The sequence below is a fragment of the Dyadobacter frigoris genome (assembly GCF_005280585.1).
GTDB classification, from domain to species: Bacteria; Bacteroidota; Bacteroidia; order Cytophagales; family Spirosomataceae; genus Dyadobacter; species Dyadobacter frigoris.
Window position 1 is genome coordinate 268,304 of the sequence record NZ_SZVO01000006.1, and the last position, 23,856, is coordinate 292,159.

The 23,856-nt window shown below is 39.3% G+C and carries 14 protein-coding genes; 5 read left to right on the forward strand and 9 right to left on the reverse strand.

The annotated features are described in order from the left end of the window. Positions 1–85: 85 nt before the first annotated feature. On the reverse strand, positions 86–1,312 hold the full coding sequence (locus FDK13_RS14640; RefSeq protein ID WP_137340750.1) for an alanine dehydrogenase: 1,227 nt from the start codon (positions 1,310–1,312) through the stop codon (positions 86–88). Between the two features lie 59 nt (positions 1,313–1,371). Next, positions 1,372–1,812, reverse strand: coding sequence for a tRNA (adenosine(37)-N6)-threonylcarbamoyltransferase complex ATPase subunit type 1 TsaE (tsaE, locus tag FDK13_RS14645; RefSeq protein ID WP_137340751.1), 441 nt, complete (start codon positions 1,810–1,812; stop codon positions 1,372–1,374). A 274-nt stretch (positions 1,813–2,086) separates the two neighbouring features. Here tsaE and FDK13_RS14650 point away from each other — a divergent pair, with 274 nt between their 5' ends. The 4 genes from FDK13_RS14650 to FDK13_RS14665 all read left to right on the forward strand — a co-directional run bounded on the left by FDK13_RS14650 (position 2,087) and on the right by FDK13_RS14665 (position 5,786). Beyond that, complete coding sequence (locus tag FDK13_RS14650) at positions 2,087–3,040, forward strand: sugar phosphate isomerase/epimerase family protein (RefSeq protein WP_137340752.1); 954 nt, start codon at positions 2,087–2,089, stop codon at positions 3,038–3,040. A gap of 136 nt (positions 3,041–3,176) precedes the next feature. Next, positions 3,177–4,214 carry a Gfo/Idh/MocA family oxidoreductase gene (locus FDK13_RS14655; RefSeq protein WP_137340753.1) on the forward strand — a complete coding sequence of 346 codons (1,038 nt, stop codon included), beginning with the start codon at positions 3,177–3,179 and terminating at the stop codon, positions 4,212–4,214. A 332-nt stretch (positions 4,215–4,546) separates the two neighbouring features. Further along, the gene (locus FDK13_RS14660) at positions 4,547–5,377 is read left to right on the forward strand and encodes a hypothetical protein (RefSeq protein ID WP_220417369.1); all 831 of its coding nucleotides are present in this window, start codon (positions 4,547–4,549) and stop codon (positions 5,375–5,377) included. 37 nt (positions 5,378–5,414) lie between these two features. After that, a complete protein-coding gene (locus FDK13_RS14665; RefSeq protein ID WP_137340754.1) occupies positions 5,415–5,786 on the forward strand; it encodes a hypothetical protein in 372 nt (123 codons plus the stop codon). A 599-nt stretch (positions 5,787–6,385) separates the two neighbouring features. Here FDK13_RS14665 and FDK13_RS14670 read toward each other — a convergent pair. The 4 genes from FDK13_RS14670 to FDK13_RS14685 form a co-directional block, all read right to left on the reverse strand. Continuing rightward, entirely contained in the window at positions 6,386–6,748 is a 363-nt protein-coding gene (locus FDK13_RS14670) for a T9SS type A sorting domain-containing protein (protein WP_137340755.1), read from the reverse strand. A 512-nt stretch (positions 6,749–7,260) separates the two neighbouring features. After that, the gene (locus tag FDK13_RS14675) at positions 7,261–10,851 is read right to left on the reverse strand and encodes a VCBS repeat-containing protein (protein WP_310588071.1); all 3,591 of its coding nucleotides are present in this window, start codon (positions 10,849–10,851) and stop codon (positions 7,261–7,263) included. Positions 10,852–10,954: 103 nt separating this feature from the next. Next, positions 10,955–12,697, reverse strand: coding sequence for a RagB/SusD family nutrient uptake outer membrane protein (locus FDK13_RS14680; RefSeq protein ID WP_137340756.1), 1,743 nt, complete (start codon positions 12,695–12,697; stop codon positions 10,955–10,957). 68 nt (positions 12,698–12,765) lie between these two features. Beyond that, positions 12,766–16,017: a SusC/RagA family TonB-linked outer membrane protein gene (locus tag FDK13_RS14685; protein WP_137340757.1), complete on the reverse strand. Its 3,252-nt coding sequence runs from the start codon at positions 16,015–16,017 to the stop codon at positions 12,766–12,768. Positions 16,018–16,270: 253 nt separating this feature from the next. Here FDK13_RS14685 and FDK13_RS14690 point away from each other — a divergent pair, with 253 nt between their 5' ends. Further along, positions 16,271–17,803 (forward strand): FG-GAP-like repeat-containing protein, encoded by a 1,533-nt coding sequence (locus FDK13_RS14690; protein WP_170982804.1) that lies wholly within the window; start codon positions 16,271–16,273, stop codon positions 17,801–17,803. A gap of 130 nt (positions 17,804–17,933) precedes the next feature. On the opposite strand, the gene FDK13_RS14695 is transcribed toward FDK13_RS14690, so the two are convergent. From FDK13_RS14695 to FDK13_RS14705, 3 genes are all read right to left on the reverse strand, one after another. Continuing rightward, positions 17,934–19,070: a carboxypeptidase-like regulatory domain-containing protein gene (locus tag FDK13_RS14695; RefSeq protein WP_137340759.1), complete on the reverse strand. Its 1,137-nt coding sequence runs from the start codon at positions 19,068–19,070 to the stop codon at positions 17,934–17,936. A gap of 163 nt (positions 19,071–19,233) precedes the next feature. Beyond that, a complete protein-coding gene (locus FDK13_RS14700; RefSeq protein ID WP_137340760.1) occupies positions 19,234–20,997 on the reverse strand; it encodes a phospho-sugar mutase in 1,764 nt (587 codons plus the stop codon). A gap of 152 nt (positions 20,998–21,149) precedes the next feature. Continuing rightward, entirely contained in the window at positions 21,150–23,840 is a 2,691-nt protein-coding gene (locus FDK13_RS14705) for an MGH1-like glycoside hydrolase domain-containing protein (RefSeq protein WP_137340761.1), read from the reverse strand. Positions 23,841–23,856 lie beyond the last annotated feature (16 nt).

Here is a 23,856-nt window from a genome sequence, read left to right on the forward strand (position 1 = left end):
AAAGGCATATTTTACTTCTTTTCAGGAAATTCTCTTATTAACAGCCGATTGCTGACAGCCGGGGCGGCCCCGCCGAAAGCTAAAATCACATTCTCGCCGCGAGCAACAACGTCAAATCCTTATAACGCATGTTGAAACTCCGGGCGATGTGAGAATTGGTTAATGTTCCTTTATGACAATACACTCCTTTCATAAACCAACGATTTGCATAAATCATTTCTTCTATGCCGCCAATTGTTCCGGTTTGTAGTAAAAAAGGTAAAAAAACATTACTTAAAGCGGTGCTCGCCGTGTTGGCTACACGCGAAGGAATGTTTGGGACACAATAATGAATGACGTCTTTATATTTAAAAGTCGGATGTTTATGGGTTGTCATTTTGGAAGTTTCAAATGATCCTCCCTGATCGATACTCACGTCAATAATCACAGAACCCTGCTTCATACCCGCAACCATTTCTTTTGTCACCACCATAGGGCTCACCCCATTTTCAGCACGCATGGTTCCAATAACGACATCGGCACGGCTGATTGCCTCTGCCAAAGTATCCGAATCAATAATTGAAGTGTAAAGATTTTGCCCGATAGAATATTTCAGTCTTTGTAAACGATAAATATGTTTGTCAAAAATTTTGATGTCTGCACCAAAACCGAGTGCAGCGCGCGTCGCATATTCCGCCACCGTACCTGCGCCAAGAATCACGATTTTTGTTGGAGGAACGCCTGTAATTCCACCCAGGATAATACCCCGGCCGCCATTAGGATTAGACAAATATTCTGCCGCGATCAGCAAAACCGTACTTCCTGCAATTTCTCCCATTGCACGTATGATTGGTTTTCCTCCTACCTGGTCTTCAATTAATTCATAACCGATGCCTGTAATTTTGGCTTCGTTCAGTCTTTCAAAATATTTCTTTTCCAGTGTCGGCAAATTCAGCGCAGAAATAAGCGTGGTTCCGGCTTTGATATACCCGAATTCTTCTTCTACCAGCGGCTCAACTTTTAAAATCAGATTAGCCTGATATACTTCTTTTGGTCCTGCAACAATACTTGCGCCCGCCTCGCTGTAATCGTGATCTGAGAAATTGGCACTTTTTCCTGCATTTTTCTCCACCCAAACCTCATGTCCGTTTCTCACCAGAATACTGACTGCATCCGGTGTTAATGCGATCCGGTTTTCCTGCAACGAAATTTCCCTTGGCAAACCAATAAGTAAGGAATTCTGATTTTTCCGGGTTGCCAGTAGTGACTCCTGCGGATAAAGTGCCGACTGTTTTGCCAATTCTTCAAAACCCTTTATTTGCGGTTGTGCCATGGAATAGGTAAAAAATTAAATTTATACTTGGTGAGTAATAATGAGGATTAATTAATTTATCAGCTTTTCACTTCATTAATTTCCAAAATACGTTCGCCGGTTTCCTCCGAACTTAGTTTTATTAATAAATGCGGATATGGCCAAAGTGATTCTATTTTCTCCGGCCACTCTACAAAACAAAATCCGCCGGAATCAAAATATTCTTCAATGCCAATGTCCAATGCTTCAACTTCACTCCTTATCCTGTAAAAATCAAAATGATAAATCACTTTCCTGTCTTTGGTAATATATTCATTGACAATGGAAAAAGTAGGGCTTTGCACAATAGACTGAACGCCCAGAAGTTCGCAAAGTTTTTTAATTAAGGTGGTTTTACCAACGCCCATGGGGCCGTCGAACAGCCAAACCGAAACATTTTCTCCCAACTTTAATAAAGAAGCCGCAACAGTATCCAACTCGGATAAATCTTGAAAACGGATTGTAACAGGCCATGTATTCATGATACAAAAATACCACATTTTAAATACAGAAATCACATTTTGTCGGCGACAATTCTTTCAAAACCTCTAATCCTTATCGAAAAGCTCCCAATACATTTTAACATAATACCATACGATGAGCATTTCAGAACTGCTTTTAAAATCGGCATAATTTTACCAATTCCTATAAAAGAAGCGATTTATTACGGGTAGTAAGATTCATTGTTCGTCTCCTTTATAGTATCAGTGAATACACATTTTTCATTCTTACAGCAGCATATCTAAAATCCAAATTATGCCAACCGCATTGTCCCGAAGAAACTTTCTGATCAATACCGCACTTGCCGGAAGCCTGGTTCCTCTGCTGACCCCGGAAGCATTTTCCAAAATTGCAACGCCCATGGCTAACGTTCCAAAAATTAATATTTTCTCAAAGCATTTGCAGTTTTTGAACTACAAAGACATGGCAGAAGCCGCAAAAGAAATTGGTTTTGACGGCATAGATCTGACAGTAAGGCCAAAAGGACATGTATTGCCCGAACGTGTTGAAAATGATTTACCACTAGCGGTTGAAGCAATGAAAAAGGTAGGATTTTCACCTTTGTTAATGGCAACAGCTATTGAAGATGTGAACAATCCTTTGGACAAAAAAGTACTGGAAGTTGCAGCGGTGCAGGGAATTAAATATTACCGGATGAACTGGTATAAATACAACGATCAGAAAACAATCCCTCAGTCGCTGGATGAATACCGGAATAAAGTGGCGGCTTTGAGCCAACTTAATACGAAACTTGGAATTACGGGTTGTTATCAAAATCATGCCGGAAGAATGGTTGGTGCCTCCTTGTTCGAAATCTGGGAATTGCTGCAAAAAGCGGATTTGAACCATATGGGTTCACAATACGATATCCGGCACGCAACGCTGGAAGGCGGACTTTCCTGGCAAACGGGCTATGAATTAATAAAACCAAACATAAAAACCATTGTTTTAAAGGATTTCATGTGGGAGAAAACCAATGGCAAATGGGCTCCGAAAAATGTGCCGCTTGGAGAAGGTATGGTTGATTTCAAAACGTATTTCAAACTATTAAAAGACAATAATATCCAGGCGCCTATTTGCCTTCATCTGGAATATCCTCTGGGCGGAGCCGATCAGGGAGCGGATAAAATTACAGTTGCACCAAAAGTAGTTTTTGATGCGATGAAAAGAGATTTACTGAAGGTAAAAGAATTGTGGGAGCAGGCGTAGTTTCAGCAAATATTAAATCTGAATTCCTATATGATTTTGCCCCTCTACCCGTAAAAGTTAACTTTGCAACAAGAATTATTAATAGGAATTTGCCGCGGCATATTCCTTCATTTATCATTCATCTATTCCATTTATTATGTCTTCCAAAATTCTTAACGTTGGTCTTATCGGTTTCGGGCTTTCCGGCCGGTATTTTCACGCACCTTTTCTTTCAGTCAATCCTCGTTTTAAATTAAAAACAGCTGTTGAAAGAAGCAAAAATGAAGCACAGGAATTTGATGCTTCCATAGAAAACGCACGTTCCATTGACGAGCTTTTGAGTGATACAGAAATTGATCTTGTCTTTATATGTACGCCCAATGATACGCATTTTCAATACGCGATGGATGCTCTTGAAAACGGCAAACATGTGGTAATTGAAAAACCGTTTGCGGCTACGGAAGAAGAAGCAAAACAGTTGGTAGCGCTTGCAAAAGAAAAAGGATTAATCCTGACAGCCTATCAAAATCGCCGTTGGGATTCTGATTTTTTAACGATCAAAAAGTTGCTTGCCGAAGGAAAACTTGGTGACGTTATCGAATATGAATGCCGTTATGATCGTTTTCGCCCTGTTGTCCCAACGGAATCATGGAAAGAGAAAAAGGTTGATGTTGGCGGAAACTTGTATAATCTGGGCCCGCATTTGCTTGATCAGGCTCTGGCATTATTTGGGACTCCGGAAACCGTAACTGCCGAGGTTCGAAGCGTTCGTCCCAATAGTGAAATTGACGATTATTTCGATGTTCGGTTAGGTTATGCTGACAAACTGGTGGTTTTAAAATCAAGCTTAATGGTTTACGAAAACTTCCTTCGCTATACGATTCATGGCACCAGCGGTTCCTTTATTAAAGGCGGACTCGATCCTCAGGAAGAAACGCTGCGTAAAAACATTTTACCTGATGAAAAACCCTGGGGTGTTGAACCCGGGAATCGTTGGGGAAAACTGTCTTCCGCCGAATTCACAGGTATTATTGAAAGCGAGGCGGGAGATTATATGCCTTTTTACGACAATGTATACGAAGCAATCGTGGAAGGTGCAGAACTTGCGGTTAAACCGGAAGAAATTTTAAGAACCTGCCGGGTAATTGACCTTGCATTCCAAAGCAGTGCGGATAAACAGGTGATGAAATATTAGAAATCACAAATACTCATTAAACAAAACCGCCGCAGAATTCATTTTCTGCGGCGGTTTTGTTTTTATTTAGGTTGTAAAATATAAAATCCGGATTAATCTGATACGGATTAGAAAAAAATTAAAAATGTTAATATTTCCGGTTTTTCACAATGAAGTAACACAGATCAGTAATTAAATAAATACAATCTTTCTAAATTTGCTTCACGGTTTATTTCATTGGTTTCAGTATGAACTTTATTTCATAAAAATCAATTAAATCACTAGTCAAATTACAGATACATAGAAATAAGTCAGTGTGTTTGTTTACTTAATATCTCTTCTATCAATATTATATGAAAAAAATATTCCTTGTCAGTATACTCGTTATGCAAGCTGTTTTCGCGTATTCACAAACATACGATTTTGCAAGAGCTCATAATCAAAAGGGTAAAATATTTGTTTCCTGGGGCTGGAATCAGAGTGCTTACACGAAATCAGACATTCACTTTAAGGGAAACGATTATAACTTTACATTGAAAGACGTTGTTGCAAAAGACCGTCAAACCGGATTTTCTTTGCGTTATTTCAATCCTTCAAAAATTACAATTCCGCAGTATAATTTTAGAATAGGATATTATTTCAATTCTAAGTACAGCATTTCCTTTGGCTTTGATCACATGAAATATGTGATGCAGCAGGATCAGACAGTCAAGATAAATGGTGCTATCGCCGGAACCGGAACGGATTATGACAAAACCTATAATAATGTCCCGATAAAACTTACACCAAACTTCCTGAGATTTGAACATACAAATGGATTGAATTACCTGAATCTGGAAGTAAGAAGAATGGATAATCTTTTTGATCAGAGATCATTGAAGATCAAAAACATTGACATCAATTTAATTGAAGGCGTCGGAGCCGGGATTCTTTATCCTAAGTCAGACGTTACTCTGCTAAATTATGCTGAGAATGATCAATGGCATGTTGCGGGTTATGGAATTGACTTGGTAACCGGGCTTAACATCACTTTTTTCAAACATTTCTTTATTCAGGGTGAAGCGAAAGGCGGATTTATCAACATGCCGAACATCTTAACTACCAATTTTACTGACGACAGAGCTGCTCAGCATTTCTTCTTTGTGCAGGGAAATGTCAATTTTGGTGTGATTTTTAAATTATAACGTATCCTTTTTTTTCAATAAATAAAAAGCCGTAGTCATGACCGTTGTGGTCTGGATTACGGCTTTTTATTTATTTATTTGTTTGTTTCCCGGTTTGATATATCCCGGATTCCCCGGGTTAAAACCCGGCGCTACAATGTCGGTCATGCCTACGGCATTAGGCGGTGGAATTATCAACCAAATCTATCCCGAAATAAATGCCAGAGGCATGACCGATATCGTAGCCGCGGAATTTATTCCATGGAAAATGATCGATCAATATCAACACAATCATTATCATCAACCAAATCTATACCGAAATAAATGCCAGAGGCATGACCGATATGGTAGCCGCGGAATTTATTCCGTGGGAAACGATCGATTGATAGCAACGCAATCATTACCATCAACCAAACCTATCCCGAAATAAATGCCAGAGACATGACCGATATCGTAGCCGCGGAATTTATTCCATGGAAAATGATCGATCAATATCAACACAATCATTACCATCAACCAAATCTATCCCGAAATAAATGCCAGAGCCATGTCCGATATCGTAGCCGCGGAATTTATTCCATGGAAAATGATCGATCAATATCAACACAATCATTACCATCAACCAAATCTATCCCGAAATAAATGCCAGAGGCATGACCGATATCGTAGCCGCGGAATTTATTCCGTGGGAAATGATCGATCAATATCAACACAATCATTATCATCAACCAAATCTATACCGAAATAAATGCCAGAGGCATGACCGATATGGTAGCCGCGGAATTTATTCCGTGGGAAATGATCGATCAATATCAACACAATCATTATCATCAACCAAATCTATCCCGGAATAAATGCCAGAGGCATGACCGATATGATAGCCGCGGAATTTATTCCGTGGGAAACGATCGTCCATGGGAAAATTTCCCGGAAAACAAGCGTCAAGGGAAAACCCCAATTTTTTAACAACAGGAAAGGAGAACAGCGCTATGCTATTCTCCTTTCCTGTTGTTAAAAAAACCGTATTCCTTATTTAACTGCAGTTACCAAACGTTTTGTTTCAGTAGCGATAACGAAAGGTTTTTCAGTTATTTCTGAACCGTTGTTCACGATGAAAGTATAGTTACCATCCAATAGGTTGGAAAGATCAAATACTTTTGAATAGTTTTCAGACTTAGGAATTGCAGAGCTATAAAGCACAGTTCCAAAATCATCTTTGATGATTACAGAAGATTTTTCTTTTACGCTGTCAAGTTTCAAACGGAAAGTGACATTGTCGCCAGAAACTAGTTCGATTGCTGCTGAACTGTTGTTGTTTTTTTCGTTTGCGTAAGAAAAACTTGCAGTTGATACTCCCACCAAAACTGCGATTGCCAAGATTGTTTTTTTCATGATGTCTTTAATTTTATGTTGTTTAATCTTTCTGTTAAGAATTGCACTTTACAGATATAGTTAAATTAATATTCAATTTCTATTCCAATAACCTAAAAGCGCCTCTTCGTTTGCTTTTGATATCTCAAAGGTAGGTAACAATCTTAATATAAGTCAATAAGAAAGTTTTCATATTGAAAAATTCCAATTTCGATCCTATGTTAATATTTAAATAATCCTATGTTTATACAAAAAGTGCAACAAGTAGTTTAAAATTTGACAATAGTATTTTTACCTAAAATATGACCTACGTTGTACTATTCCAATAAATAGTAATCTTATAGACTTTAACAGAAAATTTGGCAAAAACAGCACTTCACAACCCGATTTTGATTAATGCAAGTATATCTGGAGAATGGCCTATTTTTTGATGAAATTTAGTCGATGATATCACTATTTATAATATGATAAGTATATAAAAAAAGAGCAATCGTCTTTAGACGATCGCTCTTTTGCCTTTGAAATCTTTATTGTTATCTAACTTTCCTCTTAATTCCCTTTGAATCTATAACATCGGCACTCAATACATAGGCCGGTAAAAGAAGTCTGTGCGTAGATTGAGACAAAAAGGAAGAGCCGTAATTCAATTCTTCCCGTCTGGTTTTACCATTTTTCAATTTTAAAAGAGCAGTGCTTTCCATAGTCGAAACAGGATACGACTTTGTCACAAGCCGTATTTCATGAAATCTGAGAGAATCCTTGTTTTGCGAAGTGATTGAAAGAACCTTATCATTAATGCCGGATAACTTAACCATTGCTTTTGCATTTCCTGTCACTGAATAGCCACTATTTGCAAAGTTCAATGAATTAAATCCACCTTTTCCATTTCCTTTCAATATCAATCCATTAAGTGCATCATATCTTCCATTTGAAACATCCGAACCAAAATCATTTCCACATAGAATCACATCCAGATTTCCGTCACCGTCTACATCTTCTGTTACCATACCAAAAATGGGTGCAAATTGGGCCTCTACTGGCAACTCGTGCATTTTGAACTGGCCATTGCCGAGGTTTTCTATATAGCTGCTTTTTAGCCAGTTCGCCTTTAAGACAAGTGCATCTTTTAATTCTTCCGGTTTAAAAATATCTTTGATACCAACATCAGAAAACTTGCCGTATTCCTGAAAACGCTGCCTTACCTGAATAATCTGTTTACCCATTTCATCCCGGGTATTGTATGGGAATTCTTTATAAGTATTATCCTTACCTCTATAAAAAACCGTAGGAATTGCATCAAAAAATCCGTCCTTGTTAAAGTCCTTTGCATAGATACCAATTGGCTGAGCATCATTGGCTCTGTTTAAGGAGTTCAGTCCAAGATTTCCGGCCAGATAATCCATATCACCATCATTGTCAAAATCTCCGGTTGTTAAAGTGCTCCATAATCCCTTTTGATTTTCCAGTCCGGACGAATGCTTTTTAAATTTCCCTTTTTCATTTTTGAGAAAAGTTAGCGGCATCCATTCGCCGGCGGCCATCAAATCGACCCAGCCATCGTTATCAAAATCGGTCCATAGCACATCACATACAAGGCCAATATTCACTAATTCAGGTGCGATTTCGGAAGTAACATCCTTAAATTTCACTTGTCCATTTGAAGAATCATTTCTCAAAATATAGCTTGAAACCGATTTGGGATATGCACCAGGCTCTACTCTTCCTCCAATAAAAAGATCTAAATCTCCATCCCGGTCATAATCAGCAGCCTTAACACAAGAACCACTTTTTAGAAACTTTGGAAGTGCGGTGATATTTTGAGAGAATTTCCCTTTTCCGTCATTGATAAACAACCTATCCTGCAACGCCTCAGAATTAGCCTGCATCTCGTAACTTCCGCTTACTACATAAAGATCCAGATCACCATCCAGATCGGCGTCAAATAGCAGAACACCCATGTCTTCGGAATTTTTGGAAGGGCCATCCAAACCGGGAAGCAAATCGGCAGTTTTGAATTGCCCGTTTGCCTGCTGAACAAGAAACCTGCCTTTGTGAAACATTGCACCGCCAATAAAAACATCATCCAGTTTATCTCCATTGATATCGCCAACTGCTAACGCCGGGCCATATTGTGAAAGTTTATGAGGAAGTAGTTTCTGCACATTGAAATCGATATTATCCTGTTCTTCATGTTTATAATTTAAGTGAAGTGATGAGGTAATATCTTTCAAATATCCGTTTTCATAAGGTTTCGAATCAAACGGCGCTATATTTTCCTTAGCATCTTTTTCATAAACCGTAAGTACCTGATTGGCTTTGATATTTTTCAAAATCTGGGTTTTGCCACCAGGCCAGGTAATCATCATCTTGTCAACCATTTTGATCTTGCCAAGTCCGAAATGTGTAATCGGCTCTATCGTTGAAAGATAACCCCGATAAGGTGAATTTTCAGAATATTGCTTTTGGTTTTTCCCGTATGAAATTTCTGCAATCGCGCCAATTCCCTTCCCGTTATATCTTTCTCCTTTAAACTGAATCCGCAGATAATTACTTTCTTCTGATTTCAATTGAATGGAATTATTTCGATAAACAAAAGCAGAGTCATTTATATTGTTGATCACGTAATCCAGATCTCCGTCATTGTCCAGATCAGCATAAGCAGCTCCGTTTGAAAAACTGGGAAGCTCAATCCCCCATGCATCTGTAACATCCTCGAAACGAAGATTTCCTTTATTCTTATAAGCGAAATTTTTAATCTTTACCGAGGGAATGTAATCCAGCATCATCATTTTACTCATCACATTTCCGACTTCATTCCGGTAGGCGATAAAATCCATATCGGTTATATCCCTGGGAAAACCATTTGTAATGATCATATCTCTAAAACCATCATTATCAAAATCGGTAACCATCGGCGTCCAACTCCAGTCCGTTTCTGCGACGCCGCTCAACAAACCAATTTCGCTAAAAACAGGATACTTGTCTGTTTTCTTCATCTTTCCTAAATTCAACTGCAAAGTATTCCGCGCAACCTGATATTGGTAATGGTATAATTCGTAATTCTGGTACGTGATATAACTGCTGGCAGGTGTCATCATTTTCTTTCTGAAATTGGTTGCCGGCATCATATCCAGCGCCACAATATCCGGGAGCCCGTCGTTATTGATATCGGCGATGTCATTACCCATCGCTGAATGAGAAGTATGTTTAAAAGAAACATCGGCCATATCGGAAAATCCAAGATGTTTCCCATTGGCATCTTTACCATTGTTGATATACAAAAGGTCGTTCGTCAGATAATCATTTGTGACGTAAATATCCTTCCAGCCATCCTGATTAACATCAGTAACATTGACACCCAACCCGTAACCTTCTATCAAGATTCCTGATTCTTTTGAAACATTGGTAAAAAACGGATGCCCTTTTGTACTATCCCAATCATTACGGTAAAGCCTGTCAGTTCTTTTAGAAGATCCGTCCTTTATCTTTTCATGAAATTTATTCGGGAAATTATTGTCATCCATTTCATTAACCACCAGAAAAAGATCGAGATCACCGTCGTTGTCATAATCTAAAAATGCGGCATTGGTAGTATGCGTTGTATCTGCAATTCCATATTCCTTACCCATTTCTTTAAAAACAGGTATTTTATCTTTTCCAAAACCCTGATTTACATAAAGCAGGTTTTCCCGTTCCTTTGCAACTTTTCTTACCGTCGAGCAGACATAAATATCCAGCAATCCATCGTTGTTGATATCGATCAAAGCAACTCCGGACGACCACTTGTTTTCAGCACCAACACCAGCCTTTTTGGTAACGTCTTCGAAACGCAATCCTCCATCGTTTGTCCCTTTGTTTAAATAAAGTTTATTATCGACTGAGTTGCCCGTGAAATAAATATCCGGAAGACTATCATTATTGAAATCCCCCAAGGCTACTCCGCCTCCATTGTAGACGTACTCAAAGGATAGAATGTTCATCGTATCATTTTCAGCTATCCGGTTTGAAAACGTGATACCTGTTTCGTCACTGTTTAAAAGAGTAAATGTTTTAAGCTCTTTTTTACAGGAAGTTAATAGAAGAACAGTAAAAGCAAAGAGGAGTAAATATCTTGCAGACATCATTATTTAGCGGTAAAAACGACAAATTAGCGTTAGCTGAAATTAACAAAAGGAGACGGCATTTAAATGCCATCTCCTTTTTTTTATTTTAAAAATTCCTCAATAATTAATATCCGGGATTCTGAATCAGGATATCTTTACCGACAAGATCGATCTGATCTTGTGGCAGAGGTAGATACTCGTTTTTGTTAGGGGTAAATTTAGATCCTCCAAGAGCTCCACTTAATTTTTTGCTTTCATAAGTCAGGTATGCGTTCAACTCTGTCGCTGCTGTCCCCCATCTTACCAAGTCAAAGAATCTGTGGCCTTCTCCGGACAATTCCAGTTTTCTTTCAAAACGCACCGCTGTACGCGCCGCTTCTTTACTGGCAAAAGCTGTTTTATAAATGTCAATCACATAGTTCGCAGCAATTTCACCAGAAGTACGTTTCACAAAACTTGCCGGATTGGCAGCGCGTGCACGAACGAGATTCACGTATTCACGGGCTTTTTCAAGAGATCCTACTTCAACTTCTGCTTCTGCTGCCATTAAAAGTACATCAGAAAAGCGGATGATATTTACGTTGATAGCAGTATAACCAGGCGTCCATGAGCTGTTATCTTGCAATGAACCAATATCAGTTCTGTAATAAGCATATTTCTTGGTTGTATACGGACCAGCATTGGATTGATTACGAATCCAGTCATTTCCTGGATGTTCAATCCAGTCAAGATAAGGAATTCCTCTACGGCCGATTGAATGGTCAAGACGTGGGTCAACAGGACCTGCATCGGGAGTAAATGCATCCGATGATTTTAGGCCCATATCCGTTTTCAATTCCTTACCTGCGTTGTTGTAAGAACCGTCCAAAAGAGGAAGACCTGTTGCATCTGTACGGAAAGAGTTACCCAGTTCAAAACTTGGCGCAAAGAAACTACAACAGTTACCAGGACCATTTGGACCTGTATTGTAAGGCCAGTTAAGGTCAAATTCAGGGTTGGCGTTATTTACACTTCCCGTGTTTGCAGCTGCCTGAATAGCAAAAACTGATTCTGAATTATTATCATTACTAGCTTTGAAAGCATCCTGAAAACGTGGAACTAACGCATATTTCTTACCATTAGTAGTTTGTCCACCAGCAATGATCAAATCGTATAGTGCCTTTGCCTCAGTAAATTTTTTCTCATACATGTACACTTTTGCAAGATATGCACCTGCCGCCCATTTATTTACCCGGCCAGCAGCATCCTGTGTAGCAGGAAGATTATCGTATGCATATTTCAGATCTGCTTCGATCAGCGGCCAAAGGTCTTTTGTGTTGGAAACTTTTTCAATGCCAGTGCCATAATCAACTGTTTCATCGACGTAAGGCGTATTATTGAAACCTCTTTTCAACTCAAAATAATAATGACCTCTCAAAAATCTGGCCTCTCCTGAAATTCTCTTTTTATCAGCATCCGTTACATCTGCTTTTGCAACACCAATCAATTTCATAACGAGATTGGCTCGGGCAACTCCTTCGTATAAACCATTCCATTTATCAGAGATAACGCCCTGATTGGTAATGTACGCATAACGCTGGATTGGGTTGATATCACTAAAATCCCCGGGGTCTGTACCTTTATTTGCATCACCGCCGCGGATACTTCCCCAAACCCAGTTACTAGCACTGGCCATACGATTCGCGCGACCATTAAGCTGTCCGTAAACCGAAACGAGCACACCTTCCAGGCCTTTTTTATTGGAAAGCTGGTCTTCATCCAGCTGACCCGTTGCAGGTATTTCCAGGAAGCTTTCTTTACAGGAATAACCAATTAACATTAGTGCAAAAACAAATGCTAAAATTCCTCTTGATCTAATTTTTTTCATCTTATAAATATTTTTGAGTCCAATCTTTTATACCGGTTCTGTGCAGAAATTTTAAGGATTAACCAGCCTTAAAATCCAAGATTTACCCCGAACGTCCAGCTTCTTGTAATCGGGTAGTTCCCTACGTCTATACCGAAGTTTGTATCCGCATTTCCACCTACACCCGGGTCAAGACCTTTGTATTTCGTAGCTGTAAACAAGTTGTTTGTAGAAGCATAAAATCTCAACTTCTGCATTTTCAAACGACCCAGGATATGGCTTGGAAGCGTATACCCCAAAGTAATATTCTGCATACGGAAGAAAGAGCCATTTTCTATATAAAAGCTGTTGGATTGTGTATTCGTACTAAAATTAGAAGCTGATTCAAAAATTGGAGTTTGCGTATTCATATGGTTTGGCAACCATGAATCCTTAACTCTTGAACTTACAGCAGCACCCGTGAATGACGGATAGAAATCTGTAAACCATTTTGAAACGTTGAAAATCTTGTTACCAATCGATGCATACATGTAAGTTGCAACATCAAATCCTTTGTAAGTTAATTTGATATTGATACCACCTGTAAATTTTGGAACAGGGCTTCCAAGGAAAGTTCTGTCGTCCGCATCTATTTTTCCGTCATTGTTAAGATCAGCATAACGGAAACGGCCAGGAGCTGCTCCATCCTGAACAGGTGCCTTATCTACTTCCGCTTTATCAGCATAAAGGCCTACAACCTTATACCCAAAGAAAGAAGAGATAGAATGACCAATCTGGTTTCTGATCGGGTTAATTCCGCGGAAACCTGGATTTACAGATGAAAGATAACTAATGCCCGGTGCAAGTGATTCGATATTATTTTTAAGCACACCGGCCGTAAAATTCAATTCGTAGCCCAAGTCTCTCGTTACTTTACCACGATTAATGATTTGCAAATCAATACCTTTGTTTGACATTTTACCTACGTTAACCGAAGGTGCAGATGCCTTGTAACCAGCCGTTGCCGTAACTGGCACCTGGAACAACAAATCCTTGGTATCTTTTTGCCATAGATCAATAATCACATCAAGTTTACCTTTCAGGAATGTTCCGTCAATACCGATGTTTTTGGTAATACTTGTTTCCCATTTTGCGTTTTTATTTCCAATACGCGTCCGGTAATATCCCTCCATTGCACTGGTATTAGTTCCATTAAGGTCATACGCCGATTCTGCAATATTCGCTCCATACAAACTATACTGATTATTCGGGTCCACATTATTTGAATTACCCATCAAACCGTAACCTCCGCGAATTTTAAGTTCTGTAATAAAAGGAATACTTTTCATGAATTCCTCTGATGACAGGCGCCATGCTGCTGAGAATGCGGGGAAAACACCGTAACGGTTGTTAGAACCAAATCTTGAAGATCCATCCCGTCTCACAACGCCAGTTACGATATATTTATCATTGAAGGTATAATTGGCACGACCGAAAAGCGAATAAAAATTAACGCCTTTATAATAATCACTGTTAGTAATTTTAGAACTAACATTGGTCATGTTAATATAATTGATATCGGTTGAGAACGGATTCAAACCTGAAGAAGACTGGTTTTTACCAGCGCCTGTATTCAGGGCCTCCTGTCCAACAATTACATCAATTGTATGACGGCCAAATTGTTTTTTATAGTTTAATGTATTGGTTAATGTCCAGCTTAAACGGTTGCCCGAACCTTCATTGTAACCAAATGCAGAGTTATTCTCAGAGTTTTCGTATTGCAACCGGCTGTAACCTTTGTTGCTGTAAGTAGTATATTGAGCTCCAAGGCTTGAACGTAATGTCAAACCGTGGATGATGTCCAGCTCAGCATAAAAGTTACCAAAACCTTGTCCTGAAAATCCTTTATTGTTGGCAAGCCCGTCACGGGAAGCAACCGGGTTACGAGGATTGTTAAATCCTTTTGCCGCTGTACCTGCGTAGCCACCAAACTCGTCATAAACCGGTATGATTGAAGGCATACGGAAAGCAGAAAGAATATCATTTTCATCCGCCGATACACCTTGCCCACCGCTGCCGCCGCTTTGGCCTAAAACCTGTAGATAAGTAAACTGTGCATTCTGACCGATTCTCAGGTTTTTCAAGACGTCAAATTCTGTGTTAACACGGAAAGCATAACGTTTGAAACCGTTATTCGAAAGAATACCTTGCTGATCCTGAAGGCTAAATCCTGTATAATATCTGCTGGTTTCCGATCCTCCTGAAAATCCAAGAGAATGCCTCTGGATAGGCGCAACACGGGTAATGGCATCATACCAGTCCGTTCCTTGCTTGTTCGCTTTTACAACCTGATAGATAGAACCACGTGAAGGATCAACATTATATTTTAACTTTTCGGCAGCAAGGTCAAGAGAACCGATCACACCTGTTTTTCCTCCAACATTGATATAATCCGGCAAGACCGGTGTATTTCCATTTCCGTACTGACCGCTGGCAATATTCGAAAAATCAGGAGTACTACCTGATTGAAAAGCGTTGTTCCTGGCTGCCTGCCATGTCCAATCTGCCTGTCCCTGCGGATTCAACATACTCTGCCCTTTTCCAGGTGTTGTAAATCCCACAAGTCCATCATAGGTAACACTCAGTTTTTTTGCTTTTTTCGTGCCTTTTTTAGTTGTGTAAACAATTACACCATTCGCAGCACGAGCCCCATAAATTGATGCAGCTGCTGCATCTTTAAGAACAGTCGTAGATTCAATATCATCAGGATTTAAGAAATCCGTAGAACCAGTAGGCACACCATCAACAATGTAGAGAGGCTCATTACCACCAAAAGCACCAAAACCACGTACGCGGATCTGGCTGGTAGTACCTGGCTGACCGTTGGTAATTACTGTTACCCCGGCTACTCTACCCTGAAGCTGCTGTTCTACGTTTCCCGAAGGTGAAGCTGTTAAATCTTTGGATTTTACCGTTGCAACGGCACCGGTTGTCTCCCGGCGACTATCAACGGTGTAACCCGTAACAATGACTTCTTCCAAAGAAGAAATGTCATCTTCCATTTTAATATTGACAACACTTTGATTCCCAACATTAACTTCCTGAGTTTTATAACCGACGAAACTAATCACAAGGACGTCGGTATTGGATCTTACATTAATGGTAAAATCGCCTTCGCCATTTGTGTTAGTTCCTAATTGAGAACCTTTTAGTACAACAGTAGCACCTGGAATCCCCCCCCCTGCTATGTCAGTGATTTTCCCGCTTACCTTACGTTCCTGAGCCATCGCTATAATGGATGAAAAGCAAAGAAGTAAACAGCAAAGCATGCTCCGAATGGAACCTTTGTAGATTTTTTTCATACTTATTGTTAGGTTAATTAATATTTAACTTCCAAATTTATAATTATTAAATCATCTTTTTTACTTATTTCAATTTTTATTTTTATTTATTGAAAATATATAAATATATATATCAAAATAGGATCATTTCACTAATTTGATAAAATATTAATTACTTAAAGTTACATTTGATATTAAAATAATTACAGTGTCAATTATACACTATTCATTGTTTTATCTAACAAAGCATAATCCCTTCTAATAAACAATGATAATGCCCAATCAATATAAAAATAATTACATTTTACTGTTTCTTTTCTTAATAGTATCATCTGGCTGTGAACGTAACGTTGGGGATAATACGCGCGCACAAAGTGAAGCCCTCGCAAAACTCCGTTGTGGGAGCTGTCACATGTTCCCAAATCCTGCATTGCTCGATAAAAAAACCTGGCGGGAAGGAATTTTGCCCGCTATGGCAGAACATTTTGGAATTGAGGTATTGCAGGGTAATGTTTACCTGCCTCATAAAAATTCCACTTTATCAATCCGTGAATGGCAATCAATAATCAGGTATTATGAGACTCTGGCACCAGATTCGCTTAAATCAGTCGAATCCTTTGAGAAAATAACTGACTGGGCCACTTTCCGATTAAAAACACCTGATCCGGATTTATCTCAGGTATCTGCCACGATTATGACGGGTATCAATCCTGAAAACAAAAAAATCTTCACAAGCAGCTTAAATCATTCTGCCCTCTACGAATGGAATAGTAAGCTAAAACCTTCCCTGGTAACAGAGCTCTCCACAGCTGCGGTTGATATAACTTTTCCTAAGCAGGGTTCTTTCGAGAGTATTATTACTTGTATGGGAGGTATGCGGGCACTGGATAATACTAAAGGTGATGTTATCGGAATAAGTAAAAACGGGAGCGGCTCGAAAGGTAAAATTAACATTGCGGAAAATCTGATAAGACCAATACAAACCCGTCCCCTGGATTTCAATAAAGACGGCCTGACGGATTATCTGGTTTGCAGTTTCGGGCATAATTTCGGAGGCCTTTACTTACTACAACAACGCGCTGATAAATCATTTAAAAAGGTATCAGTCCGTGAAGTTCCCGGTGCAACGCAGTCGGTAATTGTAGATTTCAATAACGATGGCTGGCCAGATATTATGACATTATTTGCTCACGCAAATGAAGGAATCTGGTTATTCATTAATGATAAAAAAGGCGGATTCGTGGAGAGAAATATTCTTCGTTTCCCGCCGGTTTTTGGATCCAGCAGTTTTCAATTAATTGATATAAACAAAGACGGACGACTGGATATTATTTACACAGCCGGCGATAACAGTGATTATTCAAGAATTTTAAAGCCTTATCACGGACTTTATATTTTCCTTAACAAAAGTGATGGAAACAATGGAAGTTTCCATTTTGAGAAATCTTACTTTTTCCCTCTTAATGGTGCTACAAAAGCGATGGCTGCGGATTTCGACAACGATGGCGATATCGACATTGCCACGATTGCTTTTTTTGCCAATTTTAAATCTAAACCATATGATACTTTCACTTATTTCGAAAACGAAACGAAAACCGGTCTAAAATTCAAAGCGCACAATATCCCCATTTATGAAAAAGGAAGATGGATTTGTATGGATGTAAATGACTACGATGGTGACGGGGATATGGATATTGTTTTGGGAAATTATTCCAAAGGATTTATGAACCAGGAAAATTTCAAACCGGATTGGGATGTACATCTTCCATTTGTAGTGCTGGAAAACCTTATAATTGTTAAGGATTAATTGTTAAGGGTTAATGATTTGAAATTTGAAAGATCAGGTTGCTTAACAATTTCTTATTGTTAAAATCCAAGAACCAACTCACCAGCCCCATTAACAATTAACCCTTAATCATTAATCATTAATAATTAAACTATTCCTCTCTTTTCCAATCAGCTGGCAGCAACGTAGAATATCTATCGTTTCCTAAAAAACCTGCAATTTCAAATCCCATGGGCATTACAACCCAGCCTTGGGGCGTTATCACACTATATCCTTGTGGAAATTTAATTTGGGTGTAGGCATAAGGCATATCGGAATATGGAGAACTGCCATGTTTTTTGGTATAAAAAACTTCCAGCATCGTCCTTGATACTACGAGCCTTTCGGTACTTAATTCACCCGGTTTGATAAGAATCTCTCCCCGCACCTGCTCTATCCGGTTGTGAACATTGTTCGTAATGTAATTGTACCCATTCATGCTTCTCACAGAACGAAACATTCTCATCGAGTCGGGAATTTCCTGAAAAACTTTAAAACCATTTTCCTGTAAACTGTCCGAAACCATGCTCGCCAAAAGATGTTTTAAAGAACCCTGATATGCAATCTTCTGATTGCTTCTCCACAGGTTTTTCTGGACGGTATCCTTTGGTGTGAGTAACTGAAAACGCGTACTTCCACCGTAATACACTTTTCCTTCGTAATAATCGAAATCATCCAGATCCTGAAAGATTTTATAGCCCAGTGCATTGTTTTCAATAATAAGAGCCGAAGTTGTCTGTGCGCTTAAATGACCGTTATCATCCAAAGAGATCCGAAGAACTTCCGGATTTAGTATTTTGCACTGCTTGGCAAAAGGTGATTTACCTAATAATTCTCTTGTAATAATTGCCAGATGTTTTTCACGCTTTTTATTTTTCCTTGCATAAATCGTCACACCACCCAACTGCATACCTTCAATCAGCTTAAACTGAATGGTTTTAATACCGGGCTGTTCAAATCTTAAAGTCTGTTTTACAGTTTCGTAACCCAAAAACGACACCGCCATTTCAATATTACCAATCGTCAGACCGGACAAACGGTAATTACCATTTTCATCAGCATTAGTACCAATAGTAGAATTGTTGACAAACACATTGGCAAAAGGCAGCGGTTTGCCTGTTTTGCCGTCCGTAACTTTTCCGATAAGTATAACCGCATTATTTTGTTGAGCAAAAGAGATTGAAATGACAAGATTAAAAACGCAGGTCAATAAAAGAAATCTCCGGAAAAAAGATGGATAACGAAACATTATATGACGGATAACTAACGGGTTAAGTATTTTTCAACTCAAAGATAAATCAGGAGTTTGGAATCTTCATCCTGATACCAATAATGTTGGCAGTCTGTTGCAAAAAGAAAATTCCAACCGGAAAATATTTCCGGTTGGAATTCCTGTATATCAGCAATAAAATTTACTTCAATCCCAACTCCTCGCCTATCGCTTTCACTTTTTCTTTCAATCCGGCATAAACGCTATCGAATTCGTCCTTGCCTTCAAGTTCAGCACGAACACCAACATAGAATTTAATTTTTGGCTCCGTTCCGGAAGGACGACAGGTAAATTTGGTACCGTCAACAGTAAAGAATTGAAGCACGTTTGATGATTCAATACCCATTTCTCCTGATGGAATCGATGTTGTCGTTCCGGCCGTAAAGTCAGTTGTTGTCAACGCTTTGTAATCATCCATACGGATCACGTCAGAACCTGCCAAAGTTTTAGGAGGATTAGCCCGGAAGTCAGCCATCATTTGCTGGATTTCCTCTGCACCTGTTTTTCCTTTTTTAGTTAATGAAATCAATCCTTCGTAATAGAATCCGAATTTCTTGTAGATTTCAATCAGCATATCAAAAAGACTTAATCCTTTGTCTTTTGCATAAGCTGTCAACTCAGCGATCATAGCGCAGGAAGCAATCGCATCTTTATCACGAACAGCATCACCGATCAGATAACCATAACTTTCTTCGCCACCGCCGATAAATTGTTCAATGCCTTCTTTCTCACGGATTACCTGAGCAATGTATTTGAAACCGGTTAAGGTATTGTAGCATTTCACGTCATAAGACGCAGCCATTTTATCGATCAGGTCTGTCGTTACAATCGTTTTACAAACAAACTGTGTTCCGGTTAATTTTCCTGCATCTTTCCATGCGTTCAAAAGATAATAGATCAGCACGCTGGCAGTTTGATTACCATTCAAAAGCTGAATTTCACCGTGATGATTTTTTGCGGCGATACCAACTCTATCGGCATCAGGATCTGTTCCTAAAACAAGATCTGCGTCAATTTCTTTTGCTTTATTTACAGCCATTGACATGGCTTCGCTTTCCTCAGGATTTGGATAAACAACGGTTGGAAACTGACCATTACCATTTGGTTCTGCTTGTTCTTCAATGACCGTCACCGATTCAAAACCCATTTTTTTCAACAATTGCGGAACGAGTGTAACGCCTGTTCCGTGCAAAGGTGTGTAAACGATTTTCAAATCTTTCTGACGAGCGATCGCATCTTTTGAAATTGAAAGTGACAGAATATGATCAAGATATTTTTCATCAATATCTGCACCGATTTTAATAATTTTTGAAGGATCACCTTCAAATTTTATATCATCAATTGATTTGATCGCATTTACTTCATCAATAATGTTGGAATCATGCGGAGCTACAACTTGTGAACCGTCATTCCAGTAAGCCTTATATCCATTGTATTCTTTGGGATTGTGAGAAGCCGTAACGACAACGCCACTTTGGCAACCCAATTGGCGAATTGCGAAAGAAAGTTCAGGAGTAGGGCGAAGTGCTTCAAAAAGATAAACGGTAATCCCGCTTGCGGAAAAAATATCCGCAATGATCTGTGAAAATTCATCCGATTTTATACGGCTGTCATACGCAATAGCAACTTTGATTTCCTGATTTGGGAATGCCTTGTTAAGATAATTCGCCAAACCTTGCGTTGCAGTACCAACCGTGTAACGGTTCATGCGGTTTGAACCTACACCGATTAACCCACGTAAACCACCAGTTCCAAATTCAAGATCCTTGTAAAATGCGTCAGTAAGTTCAGTATCATTTCCTTCGTCAATCAACTTCTGAATTGATTGTTTGGTATCGATATCGTAATCGCCTCCAAGCCAGGTATTTACTTTGGCCAGAACAGTAGGATCTAATTGTGCGGTCATAATTAAATTGAAAGATGGTTTTCAGAAACAGTTAGTTTTAAAATAAGTCATTATTTGCAACAAAACTGTATTACGGTTTTGCTTTGGATAAAGACTAAAAATATCGTTCTCGGTTGAGTAATTAATTTTATAAAAGTAAAAATAATCCGGAATTACTTACTAAGCGGCAATTCTTCTTTGGCAGATTCTTTCATTTTTTCCTGAGAAGTTTTAAGAATCAGCTCAGCAACCAAACCTGTCCAGCCCGTCTGGTGGTTTGCACCGCAGCCTCTTCCATTATCCCCATGGAAATATTCATAGAATAAAATATGATCACTGAAATTTGGATCGGTCTGCATTTTCTCATCGTCTCCATTAAATGCCCTTCTGCCTTCCGCATCCTTTTTAAAGATATCGATCAAACGATTGGCAATTGCCATCGCTGCATCTTTAATTGTTACCAGGTTACCCGAATTTGTTGGATATTCTATCTGAAAATCCTCACCATAATAGGCGTGAAATTTCATTAACGAGTCAAAGATCAGATAATTTAACGGGAACCAGATCGGTCCGCGCCAGTTGGAATTACCGCCCATGATATCCGTCAAAGCTTCACCTGGCGTATAATCTACCTGCAAAACTTCTCCGTTGATATAAAACTTGTATGGATTATCCTTATGATATTTAGACAAAGCACGAACACCGTAATCAGACAAAAATTCATTTTCGTCCAGCATACGTTTCATGATCATTTTCATCCGGTGACCGCGAAGAATAGACAATAATCTGTTTTCTCCTTTTCCGGATTCAAACCAGCGTGATATCAAACGGGCAAGATCGGGTCTGTTCGCCAAAACCCATTCCACACGACGTTTGAAAACCGGCATTTTGTCAAGATTCGTCGGATCAAGAATTTCAACAGCAAAAAGTGGTATCAAACCTACAATTGAGCGCACTTTCAAAAGGATACTCTGTCCGTTTGGAATGTGGATCACATCATAATAAAACTGGTCTTCTTCATCCCAAAGACTGATCGAAGAATTTTTACCCCCAATGGATTCCATTGCTCCCGCAATATGCAGGAAGTGCTCAAAAAATTTCGAAGCCATATCCTGATAAACCGGATGGGCCAAAGCAATTTCCACAGAAATCCGAAGCATGTTCAGCGTGTACATTGCCATCCAGCCGGTTGCATCCGCCTGTTGTAATTTCCCTCCAAAAGGCATTGGCGTAGAACGGTCAAATACACCGATATTGTCCAGTCCCAGGAAACCACCACTGAAAATATTATTACCCGTATCATCTTTCTGATTAACCCACCATGTGAAGTTTAGCAGAAGTTTGTGGAAAATCTTTTCCAGGAATTCAATATCGCCAACACCGTTATTTTGCTCTCGGTCAATTTCATACACTTTCCAGGTTGCCCAGCCGTGAACCGGTGGGTTTACATCAGAGAAATTCCATTCGTAAGCTGGAATCTGTCCATTGGGATGCATGTAATATTCCCGTAGTAAAATTTCGAGCTGTCGTTTAGCAAAATCAGCATCAACCCTGGCAAGCGGCACACAATGGAAAGCCAAATCCCAGGCGGCAAACCACGGATATTCCCACTTATCGGGCATGGAAATAATGTTGGCCGAATACAAATGTTTCCAACCGGAATTCCTCCCCCACTTTCGCCCCTGATTAGGTTCGGGCTGTGCTGGATCACCTTTCAGCCATTCGTATACATTATAATAATAGAATTGCTTGCTCCATAACATCCCGGCATAAGCCTGGCGCTGAATGGAACGAAGATCGGCATCTGCTACATCTTTCTGAATATCATCATAAAACTCATCTGCCTCACGGATTCTTTTGTTGAAAAGATCTTCAAATCCACCAAAAGGCTCTGAAATAGAATGATTTACATAACGCATCCGAAAAACAACACTTTCACCGGCTTTAATCGTTTTCGTAAAACGTCCGGAAGCTTTTGTCCCAATGCTATTCGGATTAACCGTTGTGGTTTTCCTGCCACTGACAATATAATCGTTTATACCATCCTTTGGATAAGCTGTATTATTGGCTGTTCCGTATAACTTTTTGAGATTCGATTCATTTTCACAAAACAAAAGCTCATCGGCGTTATCCAGATAGAGATTATACTTACCGTGCTTCCTATGCGTGACTTCTACCAGACGATTGGAAATTCCGTTCATCATTGGTTTGTAATTGAACGCTTCATATCCCCACGACCAGGTATTTCTGAACATAATCGTTGGTAACACGGTAATCGGAGCATCTTTCGGGCCACGGTTATGCACCGTCACTTTCATCATAATATCCTCTTCATCGGCCTTGGCGTGTTCTATGAAAATATCGAAATATTCATTGTTATCGAACACACCCGTATCCATGATTTCATACTCAGGATCTTCTTTGCCTCTTTTGCCATTTTCCTGACGAAGTTTGTCATAAGGAAATTGCTGCTGAGGATATTTGTACAGCATTTTTGTATAGGAATGCGTAGGCGTACTATCCAGATAATAATACATTTCCTTCACATCCTCGCCGTGGTTTGATTCACGGTTTGTCAATCCAAAAATCCGTTCTTTTAAAAATTTATCACGATGGTTCCAAAAAGCAAAAGAGAGACAGATATGTTGTTTATTATCAGAAAAACCTCCGATACCATCTTCTCCCCAGCGATATGTTTTGGATAAAGCCATTTCGTGGGTTATATAATTCCAGGCATCACCATTTCCACTGTAATCTTCACGTACAGTTCCCCACTGACGCTCAGACAGATATGGCCCCCATTTTTTCCAACCTTTGTTTTCTTTTTGTAGGCTTAACCGTACTTTCTCTGCGCCGTGTGCCATTGGTTCGTCAAATTAT